Origin of the sequence: Haloarcula sp. CGMCC 1.2071, from assembly GCF_037078445.1 — an archaeon.
Classification (GTDB): domain Archaea; phylum Halobacteriota; class Halobacteria; order Halobacteriales; family Haloarculaceae; genus Haloarcula; species Haloarcula amylolytica.
On record NZ_JAYMGY010000007.1, the window covers coordinates 38,729 to 58,087 of the forward strand.

At 64.8% G+C, this 19,359-nt stretch carries 23 protein-coding genes; 15 read left to right on the forward strand and 8 right to left on the reverse strand.

Features of this window, described 5'->3' with window-relative positions:
- Positions 1 to 41 precede the first annotated feature (41 nt).
- From VI234_RS13565 to VI234_RS13590, 6 genes are all read left to right on the forward strand, one after another.
- Positions 42 to 833 carry an electron transfer flavoprotein subunit beta/FixA family protein gene (locus VI234_RS13565; RefSeq protein WP_008311121.1) on the forward strand — a complete coding sequence of 264 codons (792 nt, stop codon included), beginning with the start codon at positions 42 to 44 and terminating at the stop codon, positions 831 to 833.
- Entirely contained in the window at positions 833 to 1,783 is a 951-nt protein-coding gene (locus tag VI234_RS13570; protein ID WP_008311122.1) for an electron transfer flavoprotein subunit alpha/FixB family protein, read from the forward strand. The genes VI234_RS13565 and VI234_RS13570 overlap by 1 nt, the downstream gene beginning before the upstream one ends.
- Before the next feature lie 61 nt (positions 1,784 to 1,844).
- On the forward strand, positions 1,845 to 2,687 hold the full coding sequence (locus VI234_RS13575) for a polyprenyl synthetase family protein (protein WP_336330312.1): 843 nt from the start codon (positions 1,845 to 1,847) through the stop codon (positions 2,685 to 2,687).
- Positions 2,688 to 2,738: 51 nt separating this feature from the next.
- Positions 2,739 to 3,302, forward strand: a complete 564-nt coding sequence (locus VI234_RS13580) for an AAA family ATPase (RefSeq protein ID WP_008311125.1) — start codon at positions 2,739 to 2,741, stop codon at positions 3,300 to 3,302.
- Complete coding sequence (locus VI234_RS13585; protein WP_008311126.1) at positions 3,299 to 3,721, forward strand: RNA-binding domain-containing protein; 423 nt, start codon at positions 3,299 to 3,301, stop codon at positions 3,719 to 3,721. The genes VI234_RS13580 and VI234_RS13585 overlap by 4 nt, the downstream gene beginning before the upstream one ends.
- Positions 3,718 to 4,341, forward strand: coding sequence for an HAD family hydrolase (locus VI234_RS13590; RefSeq protein WP_336330313.1), 624 nt, complete (start codon positions 3,718 to 3,720; stop codon positions 4,339 to 4,341). Before VI234_RS13585 ends, VI234_RS13590 begins: the two co-directional genes overlap by 4 nt.
- A 57-nt stretch (positions 4,342 to 4,398) precedes the next feature.
- Here the strand turns inward: VI234_RS13590 and VI234_RS13595 are convergent, their stop codons facing one another.
- The 3 genes from VI234_RS13595 to VI234_RS13605 form a co-directional block, all read right to left on the reverse strand.
- Positions 4,399 to 4,743 (reverse strand): hypothetical protein, encoded by a 345-nt coding sequence (locus VI234_RS13595; RefSeq protein ID WP_336330314.1) that lies wholly within the window; start codon positions 4,741 to 4,743, stop codon positions 4,399 to 4,401.
- A 242-nt stretch (positions 4,744 to 4,985) separates the two neighbouring features.
- Positions 4,986 to 6,041, reverse strand: coding sequence for a molybdopterin-dependent oxidoreductase (locus tag VI234_RS13600; protein WP_336330315.1), 1,056 nt, complete (start codon positions 6,039 to 6,041; stop codon positions 4,986 to 4,988).
- A 51-nt stretch (positions 6,042 to 6,092) separates the two neighbouring features.
- Positions 6,093 to 7,049 carry a lamin tail domain-containing protein gene (locus VI234_RS13605; protein ID WP_049942987.1) on the reverse strand — a complete coding sequence of 319 codons (957 nt, stop codon included), beginning with the start codon at positions 7,047 to 7,049 and terminating at the stop codon, positions 6,093 to 6,095.
- Positions 7,050 to 7,136: 87 nt separating this feature from the next.
- Between VI234_RS13605 and VI234_RS13610 the strand changes: the two genes are divergently transcribed.
- Together VI234_RS13610 and VI234_RS13615 are read left to right on the forward strand one after the other, a co-directional pair.
- Positions 7,137 to 8,030, forward strand: a complete 894-nt coding sequence (locus tag VI234_RS13610; protein WP_336330316.1) for a CBS domain-containing protein — start codon at positions 7,137 to 7,139, stop codon at positions 8,028 to 8,030.
- 123 nt (positions 8,031 to 8,153) lie between these two features.
- The gene (locus VI234_RS13615) at positions 8,154 to 8,888 is read left to right on the forward strand and encodes a GNAT family N-acetyltransferase (protein ID WP_336330317.1); all 735 of its coding nucleotides are present in this window, start codon (positions 8,154 to 8,156) and stop codon (positions 8,886 to 8,888) included.
- A 21-nt stretch (positions 8,889 to 8,909) separates the two neighbouring features.
- Here the strand turns inward: VI234_RS13615 and VI234_RS13620 are convergent, their stop codons facing one another.
- Complete coding sequence (locus tag VI234_RS13620; protein ID WP_336330318.1) at positions 8,910 to 9,956, reverse strand: nucleoside recognition protein; 1,047 nt, start codon at positions 9,954 to 9,956, stop codon at positions 8,910 to 8,912.
- Between the two features lie 188 nt (positions 9,957 to 10,144).
- Here VI234_RS13620 and VI234_RS13625 point away from each other — a divergent pair, with 188 nt between their 5' ends.
- The gene (locus VI234_RS13625) at positions 10,145 to 10,864 is read left to right on the forward strand and encodes a DUF2270 domain-containing protein (protein ID WP_336330319.1); all 720 of its coding nucleotides are present in this window, start codon (positions 10,145 to 10,147) and stop codon (positions 10,862 to 10,864) included.
- A 137-nt stretch (positions 10,865 to 11,001) separates the two neighbouring features.
- Here VI234_RS13625 and VI234_RS13630 read toward each other — a convergent pair whose 3' ends face one another.
- From VI234_RS13630 to VI234_RS13640, 3 genes are read right to left on the reverse strand one after another with little or no spacing between them, the layout of a single operon-like run.
- On the reverse strand, positions 11,002 to 11,568 hold the full coding sequence (locus VI234_RS13630) for a magnesium transporter (RefSeq protein WP_336330320.1): 567 nt from the start codon (positions 11,566 to 11,568) through the stop codon (positions 11,002 to 11,004).
- Complete coding sequence (locus VI234_RS13635) at positions 11,569 to 12,147, reverse strand: magnesium transporter (RefSeq protein ID WP_336330321.1); 579 nt, start codon at positions 12,145 to 12,147, stop codon at positions 11,569 to 11,571. It abuts the gene before it with no gap.
- A gap of 55 nt (positions 12,148 to 12,202) precedes the next feature.
- Positions 12,203 to 13,054, reverse strand: a complete 852-nt coding sequence (locus VI234_RS13640; RefSeq protein WP_336330322.1) for a DUF7537 family lipoprotein — start codon at positions 13,052 to 13,054, stop codon at positions 12,203 to 12,205.
- Positions 13,055 to 13,185: 131 nt separating this feature from the next.
- On the opposite strand from VI234_RS13640, the gene VI234_RS13645 reads away from it, so the two are divergent.
- The 6 genes from VI234_RS13645 to VI234_RS13670 all read left to right on the forward strand — a co-directional run bounded on the left by VI234_RS13645 (position 13,186) and on the right by VI234_RS13670 (position 18,915).
- Positions 13,186 to 14,577, forward strand: a complete 1,392-nt coding sequence (locus tag VI234_RS13645) for a substrate-binding protein (protein ID WP_336330323.1) — start codon at positions 13,186 to 13,188, stop codon at positions 14,575 to 14,577.
- Positions 14,578 to 14,709: 132 nt separating this feature from the next.
- On the forward strand, positions 14,710 to 15,648 hold the full coding sequence (locus tag VI234_RS13650) for a branched-chain amino acid ABC transporter permease (RefSeq protein ID WP_008311148.1): 939 nt from the start codon (positions 14,710 to 14,712) through the stop codon (positions 15,646 to 15,648).
- The gene (locus VI234_RS13655) at positions 15,645 to 16,736 is read left to right on the forward strand and encodes a branched-chain amino acid ABC transporter permease (RefSeq protein WP_336330324.1); all 1,092 of its coding nucleotides are present in this window, start codon (positions 15,645 to 15,647) and stop codon (positions 16,734 to 16,736) included. The genes VI234_RS13650 and VI234_RS13655 overlap by 4 nt, the downstream gene beginning before the upstream one ends.
- Positions 16,733 to 17,491, forward strand: coding sequence for an ABC transporter ATP-binding protein (locus VI234_RS13660; protein ID WP_336330325.1), 759 nt, complete (start codon positions 16,733 to 16,735; stop codon positions 17,489 to 17,491). The genes VI234_RS13655 and VI234_RS13660 overlap by 4 nt, the downstream gene beginning before the upstream one ends.
- The gene (locus VI234_RS13665; RefSeq protein WP_336330326.1) at positions 17,488 to 18,231 is read left to right on the forward strand and encodes an ABC transporter ATP-binding protein; all 744 of its coding nucleotides are present in this window, start codon (positions 17,488 to 17,490) and stop codon (positions 18,229 to 18,231) included. Before VI234_RS13660 ends, VI234_RS13665 begins: the two co-directional genes overlap by 4 nt.
- Complete coding sequence (locus VI234_RS13670) at positions 18,232 to 18,915, forward strand: thioredoxin family protein (protein WP_008311154.1); 684 nt, start codon at positions 18,232 to 18,234, stop codon at positions 18,913 to 18,915.
- An 8-nt stretch (positions 18,916 to 18,923) separates the two neighbouring features.
- Here the strand turns inward: VI234_RS13670 and VI234_RS13675 are convergent, their stop codons facing one another.
- Complete coding sequence (locus VI234_RS13675) at positions 18,924 to 19,322, reverse strand: universal stress protein (RefSeq protein ID WP_336330327.1); 399 nt, start codon at positions 19,320 to 19,322, stop codon at positions 18,924 to 18,926.
- Between the last annotated feature and the right edge of the window lie 37 nt (positions 19,323 to 19,359).

Here is a 19,359-nt window from a genome sequence, read left to right on the forward strand (position 1 = left end):
GTTCGAAAACGTTTATTCGCTGTCCGGTCGGACGTCTCAGCATGAAAATCCTTGTCACGGTGAAGGAGGTGGCAGCCGTCGACGACGAGTTCGAGATCGACGGACTCGCTATCGACGACCGGTACGTCACAGCCGACCTCAACGAGTGGGACGAGTACGCTGTCGAAGCGGCCGTCCAGATAAAGGAGGCCCACGACGACGTCGAGGTCGTCACCGCCACTATCGGCCCGTCCGAGACGGACGAAACGATCCGGCAAGCGCTGGCGAAAGGGGCCGACCGAGCGATCCGTGTCTGGGACGACGCACTCGATGACGCCGGCCTGCTGGACCCCGAAACGAAGGCCCAAGTGCTGGCCGCCGTCGCTGCCGAGGAAGACCCCGATCTGGTGCTGACCGGTGTCCAGTCCGCCGACGACGGGTTCGGGGCGACCGGCGTCACGCTGGCCGACAAACTCGACATGGAGTGGGGCGCTGTCGTCAACGATCTCGACCTCGATCTGGAGGCAGGTGTCGCCAGCGTCCACCGAGAACTGGAAGGCGGCGTCGAGGAACTCACCGACATCGAGATTCCGGCCGTCCTGACGATACAGACCGGGATCAACGACCCACGCTACGCGAGCCTTCGGGGCATCCGGCAGGCCCAGAGCAAGGAGCTCGCGGAGTACAGCCTGGCGGACATCGGCCTCGACGCGGCCGGGATCGAGAGCCCGCTGGAACAGACTTCGCTGTACGAGCCTGAAACCGAGGGCGAGGCGACGGTGTTCGAGGGGAGTCCCGAGGAAACGGCGACCGAGTTGGCTGAACTGCTCGCGGAGAAGGGGGTGACCAGCTAATGTCAGTTCTCGCTATCGCCGAACACCGGCGCGGGGAGCTCCGCCCAGTGAGCCTGGAACAGTTAGCAGCCGGTCGCGATCTCGCCGACGAACTCGGCGGCGAGCTACACACCGCCGTCATCGGCGGTGACGTCGAGGCGTTCGGGGCGGAGCTGAACCGCGAGGGCGTCGACACCGTCCACACCGTCGATATCGGCGAGGAGTTCAACCACGACGTGTACACGCAGGTCGTCACCCAGCTGGCCACGGAGCTGGACCCGACCGTCCTCCTGATGCCAAACAGCGTCAACGGCCTCGATTACGCGCCAGCGGTCGCTAACCGGCTGGACCGGCCGCTCGTGACCGACGTGGTCGATATCGACGCCGAGGACGGCCTCACTGCAACCCGAGAACTGTACGGCTCGAAAGCCGAAACGACAATCGACGTCCACGCCGACCAGGCGGCCGTGACCATCCGTCCGGCCGAGTGGCCGACCATCGAAGCGGACGGGGATGCTGCCATCGAAGCGTTCGACGCGACCATCGACGAGAGCGCCGTCAGGTCTACCGTGAAAGGCTTCGAGGAGGTCGGCGGTGGTGACATCGACATCACGGACGCGGACGTGCTGGTGTCCGTCGGCCGCGGTATCGAAGAAGAGGAGAACCTGGATATCATCCACGACCTCGCCGAGGCGCTGGACGCGACGGTGTCGGGTTCGCGGCCGCTCATCGACAACGGCTGGCTGGCGAAGGACCGTCAGGTCGGCCAGAGCGGGAAAGTCGTCACCCCGGACGTGTACATCGCTATCGGCATCTCCGGGGCCGTCCAGCACGTCGCCGGGATGAAGGGCTCGGACACGATTGTCGCCATCAACACCGACCCGAACGCGCCGATCTTCGATATCGCCGACTACGGCATTCAGGATGACCTGTTCGAGGTCGTCCCGGCACTCATCGAACAGTTCAAGTAGCCACCACACACTGAATCGCGGGTGACAAGGTACTTTTTATGGTAGTCCTAAGGGAGCGGTAATGGAGTATCTCGAGCGCCGGCGGGACCGGGTCGAGGAGCGGTTGGAGGCTGTCCTCGACAGCGTGGAGCCGGACGAACTCGCAGACGAAGTGCGTCATGTGGCGCTTTCCGGGGGGAAGCGGGTGCGGCCGACGGTGACAGTGCTGGTGTGTGAGGCGCTGGGTGGGGAGCCGGCCGATGCCGTCGATTTCGCGGTCGGCATCGAACTCGTCCACAACGCCTCACTGGTCATCGACGACATCATCGACGAGTCAGAACTCCGGCGGGGGTCCCCGGCTGCCTGGGAAGCCTTCGGCCACGGCCCGGCCATCATCGCCTCCGACGGCCTGCTCGGTGAGGCATTCAATCTTTTCTCGACGGACGAGCGCGCCATGCAGACCGTCTCCGAGTCGATGGTCGAACTGGGCGAAGGCGAGGCGATGGAACTGGTCGCGGAGCCCTCTAACGAGAAGGAGTACATGGAACTGGCCCGCCGAAAGACCGGGGCGCTGTTCCGCGCTGGGGCGGAACTTGGCGCTATCGCCGCCGACTCGGACCCGTACACGGTCGAGGCGGTCGGCCAGTACGCCGAACGGGTCGGCGTCGCCTTCCAGATGCGTGACGACGTACTCGATGCGACGGCCGACGCCGAAACGCTGGGCAAGCCGGCCGGGACCGACGCGGAGATGGAGCGGCCGTCGCTGGTGGAAGTGACGGAACTGACGACCGAGGAGGCAAACGAACGAGCGCGGGCCGAGTCCGACGCCGCGCTGGAGTCGCTGTCGACTATCGACGCCCCGGAATCCCAGTCGATGGAGTACCTGCGGGACCTCGCGGAGTTCGTCGTCGTCCGCGAGCGGTGAGGACCGATCCGAACGAGAGGGCTTTTGCCCGCTGCTCGATTACGCCCGGCAATGACAGTTATCGGTATCGTCGGGCTGCCGGGCAGCGGGAAAAGCGAGGCAGCGAACGTCGCCGCCGAGATGGGCGTGCCGGTCGTGACGATGGGCGACGTCATCCGCGAGGAGTGCCGTGACCGCGGGCTCGACCCCGCATCGGACCACGGGACGGTTGCAAAGGCGCTCCGGGCGGAGAACGGTCCCGCCGCCATCGCCGAGCGCTCGCTACCGATGATCGAGGCGGAACTCGAATCGAACGACACCGTTCTCGTCGACGGTATCCGGTCGGATGTGGAAGTCGAGGCGTTCGAGTCGGCGTTCGGCGACGGGTTCCTGCTCGTCGAGATAGACGCCCCGTTCGAACTGCGGGCCGACCGCCTCGACCTCCGTGGGCGGGACACCTCGGCGGAGGACGGCGGCGAATCGCTTGAAGACCGCGACGCTCGCGAACTCGGCTTCGGGATGGGCGAGGCCATGGAGATGGCCGACCTGACCATCGAGAACACGGAGACGCTGGCCGCGTTCCAGCGGACCGTCCGCACACTGATTCGGGACGGACCGGAGGCACTCGACCAATGAGCGCCGTCTACTCCGTCGACATCCGAATCGAGGCCCCCGTCAACGACACTGAAGTGACCGACCGGGTCGCTGACGCGGTCCGGAACCTCTTCCCTGAGGCCGACCCGACTCACCAGCAGGGTACACTCGTCGCCGAAGTCCACACGATGGACGGGTTCTCCGAGCTGCTCCACCGACGGGAAATCCTGGATACAGCCCGGTCGGTCTTCTTCGATAATCTGGAGGAGGACACCTTCGCGTTCGACGTGAAGAAGCAAGCGGCGTTCGAGGGGCGTATCAACTTCGCGGTCGGTGACCCCTCGGAACTGGGCGATATCCATGTGAACGTGACCGTCCACGAACCGACGGCCGAGGAGTACATCGACTACGTCGCGCCGCCGACCGAGGACGGCCAGCCGGTCTACGACGAGGAGACATGACGACGACCATCTGTTTCGACCTCGACGACACGGTCGTCCACTACCCGGAGCCGTACAAGAACATCATCCGCCGGACGGTCGAGGCCCACGGTATCGAGTACACGGACGAACTCCGGGCGGTTAGCAAAGACGCGTTTTATACGGCCTTCGAGGCACTGGAACCGGAGCCGTACCGTCAATCTATGGCCGCCGTCGTCGAGGCGGCCGGAGCGGACGCCGACCTCGATGCGGTGGTCGAGACACTCAGAGAGACCGAGTACGCGTCGACGACCGTACCCGACGCGGCCCGGGATAGCCTGACCGCACTCGCTGCCGACAACCAACTCGCGATCGTCACCAACGGCGTCCGGGAGCGGCAGGTCGGCAAGCTCGACCACCACGGGCTGACCGACCTGTTCGACCGCTTCGTCGCCTCCTACGAGGTCGGCGCACACAAACCGGACAGCGCGCCGTTCGACCGGGTCCGGGAGGAACTACCGGCCGACGAGTATGTGATGGTCGGTAACGAGTACGAAACCGACGTTGAGGGCGCCCGCAACGCCGGTTTCGTACCGATTCACTACGAGTCGGGCGACGACGGCGGGCCGGACCTCTGGGATTCTATCGACGCGCTGGTGTAGCACATACAACTGCCGGCACAGAACGCCGTGGGTATCAGAGGCGGTCAGCCGGCGGTTTCAGGCCAGAAGGGCGGTGAGGATGATGCCGGTGTTCCACGCCGTCACCGCGACGCCCAGCAGCGCCAGTCCGAGCGGGACACCGATGGAGTACGGCCAGGAGACGTACTTCCAGATGACGAAAAAGCCAACGAATACGAAGGCTTTCAGGCCAGTCAACACCAGCAGTGCATGCCGTTCCAGCAGTAGCCTGACGACCGGGCTGAGTTCCGTCACGCCGGTGATGCTGTAGCCGACAAGCGTCGTGACGAGGTCACCGACGCCGAAGAAGGCGACGGCAACCGCCCACAGGGCGACGGCGGTGTTCGACGGGCCGGTGAGTCGGGCGGGCTGCCGCCAGTTCATAGCCCCCGCTACTGCTCCACAGCACTTCGTTAGTGATAGCTTCAATGACAACTACAGTGGTAAGCTGCTCTTTCGACCGCTGGGCCTGTCGTACTGTGCTGAGCGCCGAGTCAGCGTAGAGAGACAGTGCGTCGGGGTGTACCCGTCCGAAGTGAGCAGATACTGCGGGTAATCCCCTCTTTCCACGCGGGATTACCCCGAGAGAACGGCGACTGCTCTGTTGCTGGAGCACACGAGCAAACTCAGAGCCCGCTCACGAATATCGCGAGCCACTCACCGAGTTCGCGGCGCTTGCTGACCCGAACCGACTCGACCCACTTCACCCACTGGAAGCCACGGCGGCCCGGTGCGACGAGTCGGAGCGGGTAGCCGTGCCCGTGGGCCAGGCGCTCGCCGTCGACGTGGGTAGCCAGCACGGCATCGCGGGCCTCCGACAGCGGGAGGCTCCACCGGTAGCCGGTCACCGAGCGGAACTGGACCCACGCCGCCGCGTCGTCGGGGTCGGCGGCGTCGAGCAGGTCACCGACCCGAACGCCCTGCCACTCGTGGCCGGAGTACCAGCCGCTCGTACAGTCAAGTATCGCCGATTCGGTCGCGTCCGGCGAGAGTTCGCCGGCAGCGTAGCTGGTCTCCTGAGCGACTCGGCCGGCAACCGACAGCGACCAGTCGGCCGCGTCGACCGGGTCCGGGTCGTCGGCGACCCAACTGGTGACGGGAAACCGGTTGCCATCGTCGGTCCCTTCCTCCCGCGAACCGGTGTACCGGCGGTCCGCGCCGGCCGAGTCGAGCGCGTCGTTGACTGGCCCCTGAACTCGCCAGAGGAGCGCGCCGGCAGTCACCAGCCCGGCGTACCGGAGGACGTCCCGGCGGCCGCCCCGGATGGCCTGTCTTGGAGAGTAGAACCGAGCACGGAGATGCACCAGTAGCAGTGGCGGGACCAGCAGGCCGAGCGCGACGTGCAGGTGAAACAGCCCCCACGGCCCGAGGTCGAGCGTGCCGCCGAATATCCACCAGACACCGGTGCCGAGCGCGCCCAGTGCGACCGCGGCCAGAACGACCGAAAGGACGCGGGCACCGGTCAGCCGTGACGGAGCGACGCGATGGGCGACACGGCGGAGCTTCACCGGCAACAGGAGCGTCAGAACCACGCCGGAGAGCGCGTGGAGGTCGATAATCCACGCGCTGCTGGGGATGCCTGCGAAGATAGTGGCGACACCGGTGGCAAGCAGCGCCGCCACCGCCGCGAACAGCCCCCAGTCGACCGCCCGTGGGGTGGGCGTCAGCCGCCGGATGGCCATGCCAGCGGTTAGTACTGGAACGGTTTATACTGCTATCCCTGCGTAGCGGCGTCAGTACGACTGCCGCAGGACCGTCTCGCCGCTGGCGTTCCGGACGATGACAGTGTCGCCGTCGTTGTTCCAGACCGCCCCGCTCCGGCCCCAGTACCGCTCCGTGTCGGTGTCGGTTCCGCTACCGGAGTACAGGGTCACCGATGCGTTCGGGTCGAGGGTCAGGTCCGCGAACGTGTACTGATGGCCGGCTTCGTCGCTGACTGTCCAGCCTGAGAGGTCGAGCGCCGCGTCGCCGGTGTTCGTGAGCGTGACGTACTCGTCGTTCAGGTTCTCGTTGTCGTTGCCCGTCGCATCGGGGTGGATTTCCGCGATCTCGACGCCGCTGGCACTCTCGGTCCCGCCGTCGGCGATAGCCGTGTGGGTCACTGCGTCCGGGTCCGTACAGCGCCAGAGCCCGCGCCGATCGGAGCGGGCAACGTCCTCGGCCGCGTAGAATCGGTCGGTGCGGGAGAATTCACTGTCGTATACCCTCGCATGACCAGTCTCGACGAGTCGGTAGTTGAACAGCGTCCCGTCGAGGACGACGTAGGCCAGCAGTCGGTCGTAGTAGCCGCGGCGGTCCAGATTCTGGTCGAACGCGAGCCCGACTGTCTCGCCCAGCAGTTGTTGCTTGGCGAGCGACGACGCGTTCGTGCCGGCCCTGCGGAGGCAGGACGCACCGGCGTCGGTCTCGGGGACGCCCTCGAACTCCGCGGGGTCGTTCTCGGTGTGGACTTCGGGCGTGTCGACACCGACCAGTCGGACCGTGTCACCAGTCCCGTTCTCGTAGGCGACCTGTATCGTATCGCCGTCGACGACAGCTGTGACGGTCACGGTGACAGCGGGCTCCGGAACGTCGACTGCTGACTGGCTGTCAACGGCGGTCCCCGCGGGCTGAGACGGAGAAGTAGTGAAGCCGCTGCAGCCGGCAGCGACCACGAGGACGACGACGAGACCGAACGCGAGCCGACGCATTGTCGAGATATCGGTGGCCGGCGACACAAGGGTGCCGGTGTCGTCGGGCGGACTGTTATACGTCTGCCATGTCTGGGTTCCGGTAGGATGCTCGTCCCGCTACCAGTTAGAGATATCATGCGGACGCCGGTCGAAACCATCAGCCCCGACGCGCCGGTCATCGAGGCGGCGAAGCGCCTCCGCGACGAGGATATCGGCTCGCTCGTCGTCGAGGACGACGGCGGCTGCGTCGGCATCATCACGGAGAGCGATATCGTCGCCGTCACCGCAGCCGAGGGGGATACCAGAGCGCTGTCGGTCGGTGACGTAATGGCCGAGACGCTGGTGACGATCACGCCCGACGCGGACATCGAAACGGCCGTGGATCGGCTGCGGACGAACAACATCAAGAAACTGCCCGTCGTCGAGGACGGGACTCTCGTCGGCATCGTCACGACGACCGACCTCTCGGACTACATTCCGCACCTCTCACGCATGAAGGGACCGACCGGCGAGCCGCCACAGCAAAAGCGGTTCACCCGACCGGACACGCTGTACGAGAGCGAGGACTGGACGTTCGAGAGCTACGGGACCGCCGACGGTATCGACGTCGGTGACCACGTCCGGTTCAGCAAGACGATATCCGAGGCCGATGTGGAGGCCTTCGCCGAGGCGAGCGGCGACACGAACAGACTCCACCTCGACGCGGACTTCGCCGAAGGGACGCGGTTCGGTCGCCGGATCGCCCACGGAACGCTCGTTTCGGGAATCATCAGCGCAGCCCTGGCCCGGCTCCCCGGGCTGACGATATACCTCTCCCAGGAGCTGAGCTACCAGGGACCCGTCGACATCGGCGAGGAGGTCACGGCCCGCTGTGAGGTCGTCGAACGCATCAAGGACAACCGGTTCCGCCTGGCCACGGCTGTCGACGATTCCGAGGGGAACTGCGTCATCGAAGGCGACGCCGTCGTCATCTCCGACCCGATTCCGGACACAGTCTAAATCGACAGTCGGACGCATCTCGTCACAGTCGACCGGGACTGCTCGGACAGAACTCCCACCACGTTTCATGTTTCGTGTTACCGAATAACAATTGTTAATAATCTGCTAGTAGATGTACTCGATATGGACGCTGTCGAACGGCCGACTTTCGAGACGAGCGCCGCGATGGAGGTGTATCAGCACGTCGAGCGACACGGGACGGCGGCACGGCACAGAGTCCGTGAGATGGTAGACCTCTCGCCGGAGGCGTTCGAAGAGGCGCTGACACATCTTCTGTCGAAGGGCTACATCGAGGACGACGGCGGGACCCTGACGCTGGCGCTCGATGTCGGCTCAGTCGAGCAACACACCACAGACGGGCTGACGTACACGATTCGGCCGGCCCACAACGACGACTTCGAGGGGCTCGTTCAAACTATTCGGGACGTGTCCAGCGACGGCACGTACGTCGTCGCCGAGAGCGTCGCCGAGCAGTTGCTGTACGAGGATGCCGTCACGCGACACAACACGGTCGAGTCGAGAGTGTTCTTCGTCGCCACGGTCGACGGGGAGGTCATCGGCTGGTGCCACCTCGACCTCCCACAGCTGGACAAGCTCCGCGAGACGGCCCAGCTCACCGTCGGCGTCAGGGAGGAGCAGCGTGGCCAGGGCATCGGCAGCCAGCTCATGCAACGCGGGCTGGACTGGGCGAAGGCCAACGGCTACCGGAAGCTGTACAACAGCGTGCCGGCGATCACGGAGAACGCGATGGTGTTCCTCGAAGACCACGGCTGGAACACCGAGGGTATCCGCCGGAACCACTACAGCATCGACGGCGAGCAGGTCGACGAGGTGATGATGGCCTACACGTTCGACTGACGGCGGACCACCGGTTTCGCACTACAGCAGGACGACCAGTGCCAGCGCGATCCAGACGATTTTCAGCCCCGTGTTGACGACGATGACCTTCGTGCCGAACTCCCGGCCCCAGATGCCGAACTGGAAGGGAATCGAGCGCTTGAACGTCGAGACGGCAAAGGAGATGATGCCGCCGACGAGCATCGTCGCCACGGCGGTCCGGGCGGTGAAGGTCCCGTTTCTGATGAGCGGCGAGATGACCGTCGCCCCCGAGGTCGTGTCGAGCGCGTAGGCGGCGATGACGGGGATGGCCGCGCCGGGCAGCCCCAGCAGTCCCGCGAACCCGTCGGCAGCGGCGGTGACGGAGGCCCCGTCGCTGCCGGCCAGCGCCAGTATCTCGTCACCGTAGGCGACGAGCAGCGAGACGACGGCGTAGATGGCCGCCAGTCGGGGCAGGATGTCCCGGACCTTCTCGGCCGTCGCGTCGAACGCCGTCCTGACCGCTGCCCGGCGGCTCTCCGGACGCTCGTCGAACACGTCGCCCGCGTCGTCGGCCGTCCCGCCGTCAGGGGCCGGGTCCGTATTTGCGGTCGACCGACCGACGTTGGACGTGTCCAGCAGGACCGCACCGGCGGCGATGCCGGTCAGCGTAATCGCCAGCGCGATGAGCCCCCGCGTGGCGACGTACAGCACCCCCACCCGAAAGCCCAGGATCGGGATGAGTATCGGGGCGTAGAACGTGATGATGTGCTGGGCGAAGCCGAAGAACGTGTTGATGGTGACGGCAATTATCGTCGCGCGGTCGGACAGCACGCCGGACTCGCGGAAGTCGGCGAGCATCCCGTAGCCGGCGGTTGTCGACGCCGTCGTCGTCAGGATAGCGGTGCCAACCTCGTCCGGGAGGTTCGCCGGCGACGTGAGATAGCGCGAGACAACGGCGATTTTCTCGACCAGTCCGAACGCGACCGCCAGTTCCGCGAGGAACACGCCAAAGGAGAGGAAAAGCGTGATGCGGAGGACCCGGACAGCGACCTCTCCGAGAATCGAGACGGCCGGGTGCCCGAACACGGCGGCAACGAGCGACTGCACGCCCTAGCGTAGGGGTCTGCCTGGCAAAGGCCCATCGGTAGCGACAGAATCGCGTCGAACGAGCAATCGTCCGATGGAGTTCGGTAAACTGGATATAAATACCATTATACACTGGATAGGTGTGAATTAGTTGCAGCTCTCGTACCGTCACCGTCGCCGCTTATGGAACGAGGCGGTGTCTCTCTGATATGACCGATTCGGAGAGCGACGAGTTAGACCCCACCACGCCAGACCGGCGGGAGATAGGTCGTGAAATGGTCGACGACAGTACGGGGCTCGGTTCAGTGATGGCTCACGCCTACCGCGGAGAGATAGACAGAGTGGGGACGTGGCGACAGCGCCTCGACCAGACGACGACGTGGGCAGTCACCGTGCTGGCGGCGATCCTGACGTGGGCGTTTTCGAGTGGCGACAACCCGCACTTCATCTTGCTTGTCGGAATCGTCGTCGTCACCATCTTTCTGGGTATAGAAGCGCGGCGCTACCGAGATTACGACCTCTTTCGCTCGCGCGTTCGGCTCCTCCAGGAGAACCTGTTTGCGAACGCCCTCGATCCGTCCGAGGGCGTCGAAAGCCACGACTGGCGGGTAGAACTGAGCAGAGACTATCGAAAACCGACGCTCAAGGTCTCGTTTGCCGAAGCCCTCGAAAACCGGATCAAGCGCGTGTATCTCGCTTTGCTCGGCGTATTACTCGTTGCGTGGGTCTTCAGGATTTCGGCGTTCGCGCCGCGCCAGGACTGGCTGACCACCGCTTCAATCGGTCGGATTCCCGGCATTGCGGTGGTGGCAGTTGTCGGCGTATTCTACGTTGCACTGCTGAGTGTTGCTTTCTGGCCCCGAGAGCGCCAGGCGAAGGGCGAATTTCGTGAAGGGGATCCGGACGAGTGGAAAGAGACCGACAAATGACTCCGTTCTCGGTACTGGTCACCTGATACTCTCCGCTGACTGAATATCGAAATGTGCTGAAGAGACGCCCTGTGTTGACCGTTCATGATAACCGCAACGGGGGTAGCAAGCGGCAGGATACGCTGCGTTTCACCCAATCACACGAACACGCGGATAGCGCCGAACAGGACCACCACGCCCAGCACGTCACAGACGTTCGTGACGACGGGGATGACGACGTCGTCGGGGTCCAGTTCGAACCGGTAGGCGGCGTAGGTCGTCACCGTCGTCACGACGATGGCCAGCACCGCCAGCAGGCTCCCGCTGACGAGCGCGACCAGAACGACCGTCCGGAGCGGGAGCGCAGTGCCGCCGATGACGGCCTGGAGGAGCCACGCACCGGCACCGACGAGCGGGAACAGCGTCACCGCGAGGGCAACGGTGGCGATCGCGTTGCCGGCAAGCCGGTCATCGGTCGCCGCGAATGACAAAAGACCGAGGTGAAACGCCGTCGAGAACCGCGCCGCGAGGATGCTGCCGAGGTTGCCCGCCATCCCGATGGTCACCGGAACGAGTACGAGCAGCGACGGGTACTGCAGCAGTGTTCCCTCGAAGGTATCGAGTACGAGGCCGCTCCCGAGTTCGATAGCGGTGAGCACGACCAGGATGGGGAACATCGTCCGGACGATACCCGAAACCGACCACTGGGAGGCAAACTCCGCCACTCAGCCACCCCCCAGTGCGAGGACGAGGCGGGTCGCGCCCAGCAGCGTCGCGATGCCCACCACGTCGCCCGTCGTCGTCACGACCGGGCCGGCCAGCGTATCCGGATTGAGCCCGCGGCGGTAGCCGACGAACACGACCGAGACGACGGCGATGGTCAACAGCAGTCCGGAGATGAAGCCCGCGATGAGCGCGATGGCGACGAGGGTTGTGAGCGGGGCCGACGGTCGCCCGACCAGGGCGAGCAGGGCGACGGCCATCACCGCGGCGACGCCGCTGATGAGCACGCCGTTTGCCAGTGCCGCCGCGACGGCGGCGTTGATGCGGTCGTCGTCGAAAGAAAACGTCGGGTCGATAAGCCCCTGGTGGAGCGCCGACCCCAGGCGTGCGCCGAGCGAGCCGTAGACGTTCCCCCGAGTGGCAAGCAGCGCCGGCACGAGCACGAGTAGCCCGGCGACGTCCTGTAACTCCGCGTCCATGCCGCCGAGGACGACGCCCGCGAAGAGGCCGCCGACCGCACTGAGCGCCAGTACCGGGAGCGACTCCCGGTAGGCTTCGAGTGCCACCTCGCGGACAGTCATTGCAGGGCGAAGGGCGGCGAGCGAAAAAAAGCCCCCTGATAGCGCTGGCGCGCCCTCAACCGGGAGTCGACTGCGCCCTGTCACGCCACGGCGGCGGTCCGACCGTCGTGTTGCCGACCGCGGTAAACCTGACAGTTCTGGTGACGGTGACCGGTTCGTCGCCGTCCGTGAGCGTCGTGTACTCGGTCCGGTAGTGCCGGACAAGGCCCGACTGCGTGACGTGGGCGACGAGCGTCGCGTTCTCCCGGGACGCCCACGCTGTCGACGAGGTGTTCTCCCGTAGCCGGTCCCCCCTGATGACGTAGGTGGTCCCGTCTGACTGCTGGGGCCGCAAGGTCCGGGTGTGGAACGGGGCAACGGTCCGAGTGACGTCGGCGGCCGGACGGCCGTTCAACGCGGCGGCGTGAACCCAGTACCGCCACGTTCCGGCGTAGCTGTCCGGCGGGTCGTACTCGTTGTAGATCGTCTGGTTGTCGCGCACGAGTCGGCGGAGATACGTATCGCCGTCGGACCAGAACGACGCGGTCGCCGGCGGCCGACCGAGGAGCACCGGGGCGGCAGGGCCGCGGACAGAGACGTTGGCGAGATGTGTCCGGTTCGCGTCCAGCGCGACCTGGACTCGGAGGTGGGACCGCAACGACCCGTTTGCATATCTGACGGTCCGGTTCATCGTCAGCGTGTACCCGGTTCCGTTGAGACGGTCACCGTGTGCGGAACCGAGCAGAGATGGGCTGGTGACGCCTGTCGCCCCGACGCCGGCCGGATACGTGGTCGCGGAGTCGGTCGGCACCGGGGCGGGCGTCACCGGCGTCGCCGAGTCGTCGCCGCCGCTGAACCCGAACCCCCCACAGCCCGCGGTAACGACGACGATGAAGACGAGTAACTGCCGACGCAGATTCCTCGCCATGCTCTAGCAAACCAATCAGATCGGAATAAGTCTACGGATCGTCGTTTAGCCGATATCTGTCAGTACATAGATGTGAAACCGTTGATTAACCTACCGAAACTATTATGATAGATTGAACCACCGTATGGAACATGCCAACTAATGGCAGTACGGTCAACCGACGACAGTTGCTGAAGAGTACGGGCGTTGCAAGTGTGGCAGGGCTGACGGGACTGGCCGGTTGTTCCGGTGGCGACGGTGGCGATGGTGGCGGCGATGGCGGCGATGGTGGCGACGGTGGCGGCGACGGTGGCGACGACTACCCGTCGCTCGGGAACTTCCCGGTCGAGGGCGACACGGTCACGTTCGGGTTCAACGTTCCACAGTCCGGGCCCTACTCCTCAGAGGGCCAGGACGAACTACGGGCGTACGAACTCGCCCAGAAGCACCTCAACAACGGGGGTGGCTGGGTGGACACCTTCGAGGACCTCAGCGGCGACGGCGTCCTCGGGTACACGGTCGATTCGGTGAACGGCGACACGGCGACCGACGCCGATACCGCTCGACAGGCCGCCTCGCGAATGATAAACCGGGACGACGTGGTGATGATCTCGGGCGGCTCTTCCAGCGCAGTGGCTATCGCCGTACAGGGCCTCTGTCAGTCGCAGAACGTCATGTTCATGGCCTGTCTGACGCACTCCAACGACACGACCGGCAAAGACTGCGCCCGGTACGGGTTCCGGGAGATGTTCAACGCGTACATGACCGGGCAGGCACTCGCGCCGGTGCTTGAAAGCGAGTACGGCTCGGACAACGAGTTCTACCAGCTGTACGCCGACTACTCCTGGGGCCAGACCCAACAGGACTCGATGAACCAGTTCCTCTCGGAGATCGGCTGGGAAGAGGTCGACAGCGTGCCGACGCCGCTCGGGACCAGCGACTTCTCCTCGTATCTCTCGGAGGCCGCAAACAGCGGCGCGGACGTGCTCGTCCTGAACCACTACGGGCTGGACGGCGCGAACTCCGTCTCGCAGGCCGTCGATGCCGGTATCGACGAGGACATGGAACTCGTCGTCCCGCTGTACAACCGCCCGATGGCACAGGCCGCCGGTGGTTCCATCGAAGGCATCTACGGAACGATCGCCTGGGACTCCCAGATCGACAACGAGGCGTCGAACGCGTTCACCCAGGCGTTCCAGGACGAGTACGACCGCGTCCCGTCCGGCCCGGCCCAGCTCGCTTATTCGCAGACGCTCCAGTACGCGGCCGCCGCCGAACGTGCGGGCACGTTCTACCCGCCGGAGGTCATCCGCCAACTGGAGGACTACGAGTACAGCAACATCGGCATGGGCGAGGAGACGATGCGTGCCTGCGACCACCAGGCCCAGCGGGACATTCCGGTCGCTCAGGGGCTGCCAGAGAGCGAACAGTCAGACGGGAACTTCATCGACATTGTCGAGATCACGTCCCGGGACGACGTCGGATACGCGTGCGATTCCGGACCGGCCGCAGAGTGCGAACTCGGCGAATACGGCGACGAATAGGACGGAATCCGGACAGGGGACCGTGTCCCTCATGATTTATAGTTCATGAGGTTGCCTTACTTGATACACAAAAACTAGCATGATTAGGAATACGCAGAGAGTACGAGCAGAGTGCGGTGGGGGGGATCCGGCGTGACGCTACTCGCGGACATCCTCACCATCTTATTGAATGGGTTGCAACAGGGCGCGATTTACGTCCTGCTCGCGGTTGGACTGTCGATTATCCTCGGGACGCTAAAGTTCGTCAACTTCGCCCACGGGGCGCTGTACCTCATCGGTGCGTATCTGGGGCTGTTCATAACTGGAAGTGTTCCGTTGAATGACGGCCAACTGGTAGAATGGGGCATCCAGTCGTACGGCATCGGACTGGGATTCATCGCCGCACTGGTCATCGTGCCGATTGTCGTGTTCGTCATCGGCCTCCTGATGGAGCGATTCATCGCACAGGCGTTCTACGACCGCCCCGACACTGACCAGATTCTCGTGACCTTCGGGCTCGCAATCATCGTCCAGGAACTGCTCAGAGCGATGCTCGGCGGGAACAGCCAGCCGTTCCCACAGCCCTCGTGGGCATCCGGCCCCATCGCGCTGCCTGTGGTCGGGAACTTCCCGCGCTGGCGACTCGGCGTCATCGTGATTACGGCAGTCCTCGTCCTGGCCGTGTACGCCCTCGTCGAGTACACTGACTTCGGCCTCATCGTTCAGGCCGGTACCCTCGACGACGAGATGGTTCGCCTGCTGGGGATCAGGCTGAGCCGGCCGTACCTCGTCGTCTTCGGCATCGGTGCCGCCCTCGCCGGCGTGGCCGGCGTCGTCGGCGGCCCGCTCGCTAATGTCAATCCCAACATCGGTACTGAACAGTTGGTACCGGCGTTCCTGACCGTCGTCATCGGCGGCGTCGGGAAGATAGAAGGGGCTGTCGTGGCCGGACTGATGCTCGGGACGCTACAGGTGCTGCTCATACAGACCGGCTACGCAGCCTGGAGCCAGGTCGGCATCTACGCGCTCGCGGCGATAATCCTGCTTGTGCGTCCGCAGGGGCTGCTTGGCTCGGAGGTTGATGTCTCGTGAGCGACGAACCGCGCGACGCGACTGCCACGGCGGCGACCGACGCCGACGCGGAGGTCACCGGCGGTCTCGGCGACCGCTGGGCCAGCTTCCGCGACCGGGAGATATCGACGGTGCTGCTCACGGTCGTGGGCGTGGCCGTCTTCCCGTTCCTCTTCAACAACTTCCTCGACGGCTACACGCAGCTGGCGACGCTAGTACTCATCTACGGCATCTTCGCCGTCGGGTTCGACATCCTGCTCGGGTACACCGGCCTGCTGTCGTTCGGCCACGCCGTCTTCTTCGGCGGCGCGGCCTACGCCGCCGGTATCTTCAGCGCGAGCGTGAGCAGCTCGCCGCTGCTGGTGCTGCTCGCCGGCACGGTGTTTGCAGTGTTGATGGCGTGGATTGTCGGGTTCCTGTCGCTGCGCCGCGGCGGAATCTACTTCGCCATCCTGACGCTGACGTTCGGCCAGATGTCGTTCTATCTGGCGGCGTCGCCGCTGGCGTTCCTCACGAACGGTGAGAACGGGTTCACCTCCGTGGATATCGGTCACTTGCTGGGCGTCATCGACATCCACGGCGGGGTGCCGTTCCCGCTGTCGATGCTGGTCGACAACATGCTGTACGTGTTCGTGGCCGTCATGACTGTGCTGTCGGTCGCGATGGCGAACCGCATCCTGCACTCGCCGTACGGGACCGTGTTCCGCGCGATTCGCGAGAACGAGCGGCGGGCAGAGTTCGTCGGCCTGGACGTCTGGCGGTACAAGCTGATGGCGTTCATCATCTCAGCAGCCTTCGCCGGCATCGCCGGGAGCCTGTTCACCATCGAGGGGAACTACGTCCCCCTGCAGTCGCTGTACTGGACCGAGTCCGGGCGCATCGTCATCATGACTGTGCTCGGCGGCGTCGGCTCGCTGTTCGGCCCGCTGTTCGGTGCCGGCCTGTACCTGTACATCGAGAATATCGTCAGCGGGTTCCCGACGCTGGGGCCCTTCTGGCACCTCATTCTCGGCATCGTGTTCGTCGTCGCTGTCGTCCTCTTCCCGAACGGAATCTGGGGCGGTATCGAGTACGTCCGTGACATGGTCGTCGGAGGTGAGGACGAATGACGGTCCTCAAGACGGAGCGGCTCACCAAGCAGTTCGGCGGCCTCACGGCCGTCGACGAGGTGGACCTGGAGATAGAACAGGGCGAAGGCGTGAGCCTCATCGGCCCCAACGGCGCGGGGAAATCGACGTTCATCAACCTCGTCACCAGACGGCTCGAACCGAGCTACGGCGAGATCGCGTTCCAAGGGGATTCCATCATCGGGATGGACCCACACGAGGTCGTCCAGCGGGGGATGAGCAAGTCCTTCCAGACGGCCTCTATCTTCCCCGAACTGACCGTCAAGGAGAACGCGACTATCGCGGCGCTGGCGGCCGAACACGGTTCGTTCCGGTTCAACTTCTTCCGCAACCAAAACAGCTATCCGGCGGTCGACGAACTGGCGAACGAGGTCCTCGAGTCGGTCGGGCTGTACGACGAGCGGGAGAACGAGGCCGCCAGCCTCGACTACGGGAACAAGCGCCGGCTCGAACTCGGCATTGCGCTGGCCGCCGAACCGGATATGCTGCTGATGGACGAGCCGACCGCCGGGATGAGCCCCGAGGAGACGAAATCGACCGTCGACCTTATCAAGCGAGTCAAGGATGAACTCGACCTGACGTTCCTGCTGGTCGAACACGACATGGAGATCGTCTTCGACATCTCCGACCGTATCATCGTCCTCAACCGCGGGTCAGTCATCGCGAAGGGGACCCCCGACCAAGTGCAGGACGACCCCGCTGTGCAGGAAGCGTACCTGGGAGGTGTCGAGGAATGACGCTGCTCGACGTGGACAACATCAACGGCTACTACGGCGAGAGCCACATCATTCAGGACGTGTCGATGAACGTCGACGACGGCGAGATCACGGCCCTGCTGGGCCGCAACGGAGCGGGGAAGACCTCGACGCTCCGGTGTATCTCCGGGGCGACGCCGCCCGACGTCCGGAGCGGCACGATCCAGTTCGACGGAACGGACATCACCAACGACCCGCCGGAGGACATCGCCGTCCGCGGCATCTCGCTGGTCCCGGAGGAACGGCGCGTGTTCACTGATTTGACCGTCGCCGAGAACCTCCACCTCGCGGACACCGTCCGCAACAAGTCGAACACCTGGCGGCGGAAGCTCGATTTCCGCGACGAGGGGATGTCGACGGACGAGATATACGAGTACTTCCCGCGGCTCGACGAGCGACGGTCCCAGAAGGCCGGCACGCTCTCGGGCGGCGAACAGCAGATGCTCGCCATCGCCCGCGCGCTCCACCAGAGCACCGACCTGTTGATGCTCGACGAGCCATACGAGGGGCTGGCACCGCAGATCATCGAGTCCGTCGAGAACGCCATCGAACGCATCAGCGAGGACGGCACGACGATACTGCTGGTCGAGCAAAACGCCGTCGCGGCGATGAAAATCGCCGACCGGTGTTACGTGCTGGACCGCGGCCAGGTGGTCTTCGAGGGGGCCGCCGAGGAACTGCAGAACGACCAAGAGACCCGCGACAAGTACCTAGGTGTCTGAATGTCGAACACACAATCCGCCGAAGCGTTGCTCGACGCACTGCAATCGGAAGGTGTCGTCGTCATCGACGAGGAAACGGACGAAGTCAGCACGACGGAAGCGTTCGAGGCCGACCGCGGGGTGTACTACGACACCTACGTCACGATGGGCGACGCGGAGTTCCACGAGTCCGTCGCCGACGTGTTCGGCCTCGATTCGGCCGCCGAAGCAGCCGAGCGGGTCGACGAACTCGACGTGTCGCGCGAGGAGTTCGCCACGTTCCTGACGCTGCGGTCGAACGTCGACGGCTCCTACACCTCCGTGGAACTGACGACGATGGCACAGATGGCGACCGAACTGGGGCCGGAGACGCCGGTCCCCGACGCAGTCGAACACTTAGACGACGACAGCTACGCGGCCTTCGTCGACGCCCACGACCGGTGTGTCGTCACCGTATGGAAACTGTTCTGTGAGCCCTGCGAAGCGATGAAAGCGGAATTAGACGACGTGCTGGCCGCGTTCCCCGAGGGCGTTCCAGTCGGTGGTCTCGCCGGCGAGCGGTCCCCGGAGTTCTGTCAGTCGGTCGGTGTCAACGCGGCACCCGCCGTCGTGCTGTTCGAGGACGGCGAGCCCGTCGAGCGGATCACTGGCCGGACGGACCCGTCGCCGCTCGCTGAACGGGTCGAAGAAGTGTACGGCGTCTGACTGCGGCGTTACTCTTCTTTGCCGCTGCAGACCAGCACGGAGCGGTCCGTGCCCAGAATCACGCTCTGTGTGACGCTGCCGAACAGCACTTTGCCCGTCGGCGTCCGCTTGCGTCCGGCGACAACGATCATGTCGGCGTCGTGCTCGTCAGCCAGCCGGAGGATCGCGTCGGCCGGTTCGCCGCTTGACTCCTCCAGCGCCACCTCGACGCCTGCCTCCTCGAGGACTTCCCGGGCCCGGCGCACGGAGGCCACCTGATCGACGGACGCGCCTTCGGGGTTCTCCTCGAAGTCGTGCAGCAGCGTGACGCGAACCTCGCTGGCGTCCATCGGAATCTCGGTTATCGCTTCCGCGATGGCGGTCCCACGAGCCTCACTTTTGTCTATCCCAGCGACAATTTCGTACATGCTCGCTTCGTCCGTAGGACGGGCCAACCCTTAGTTC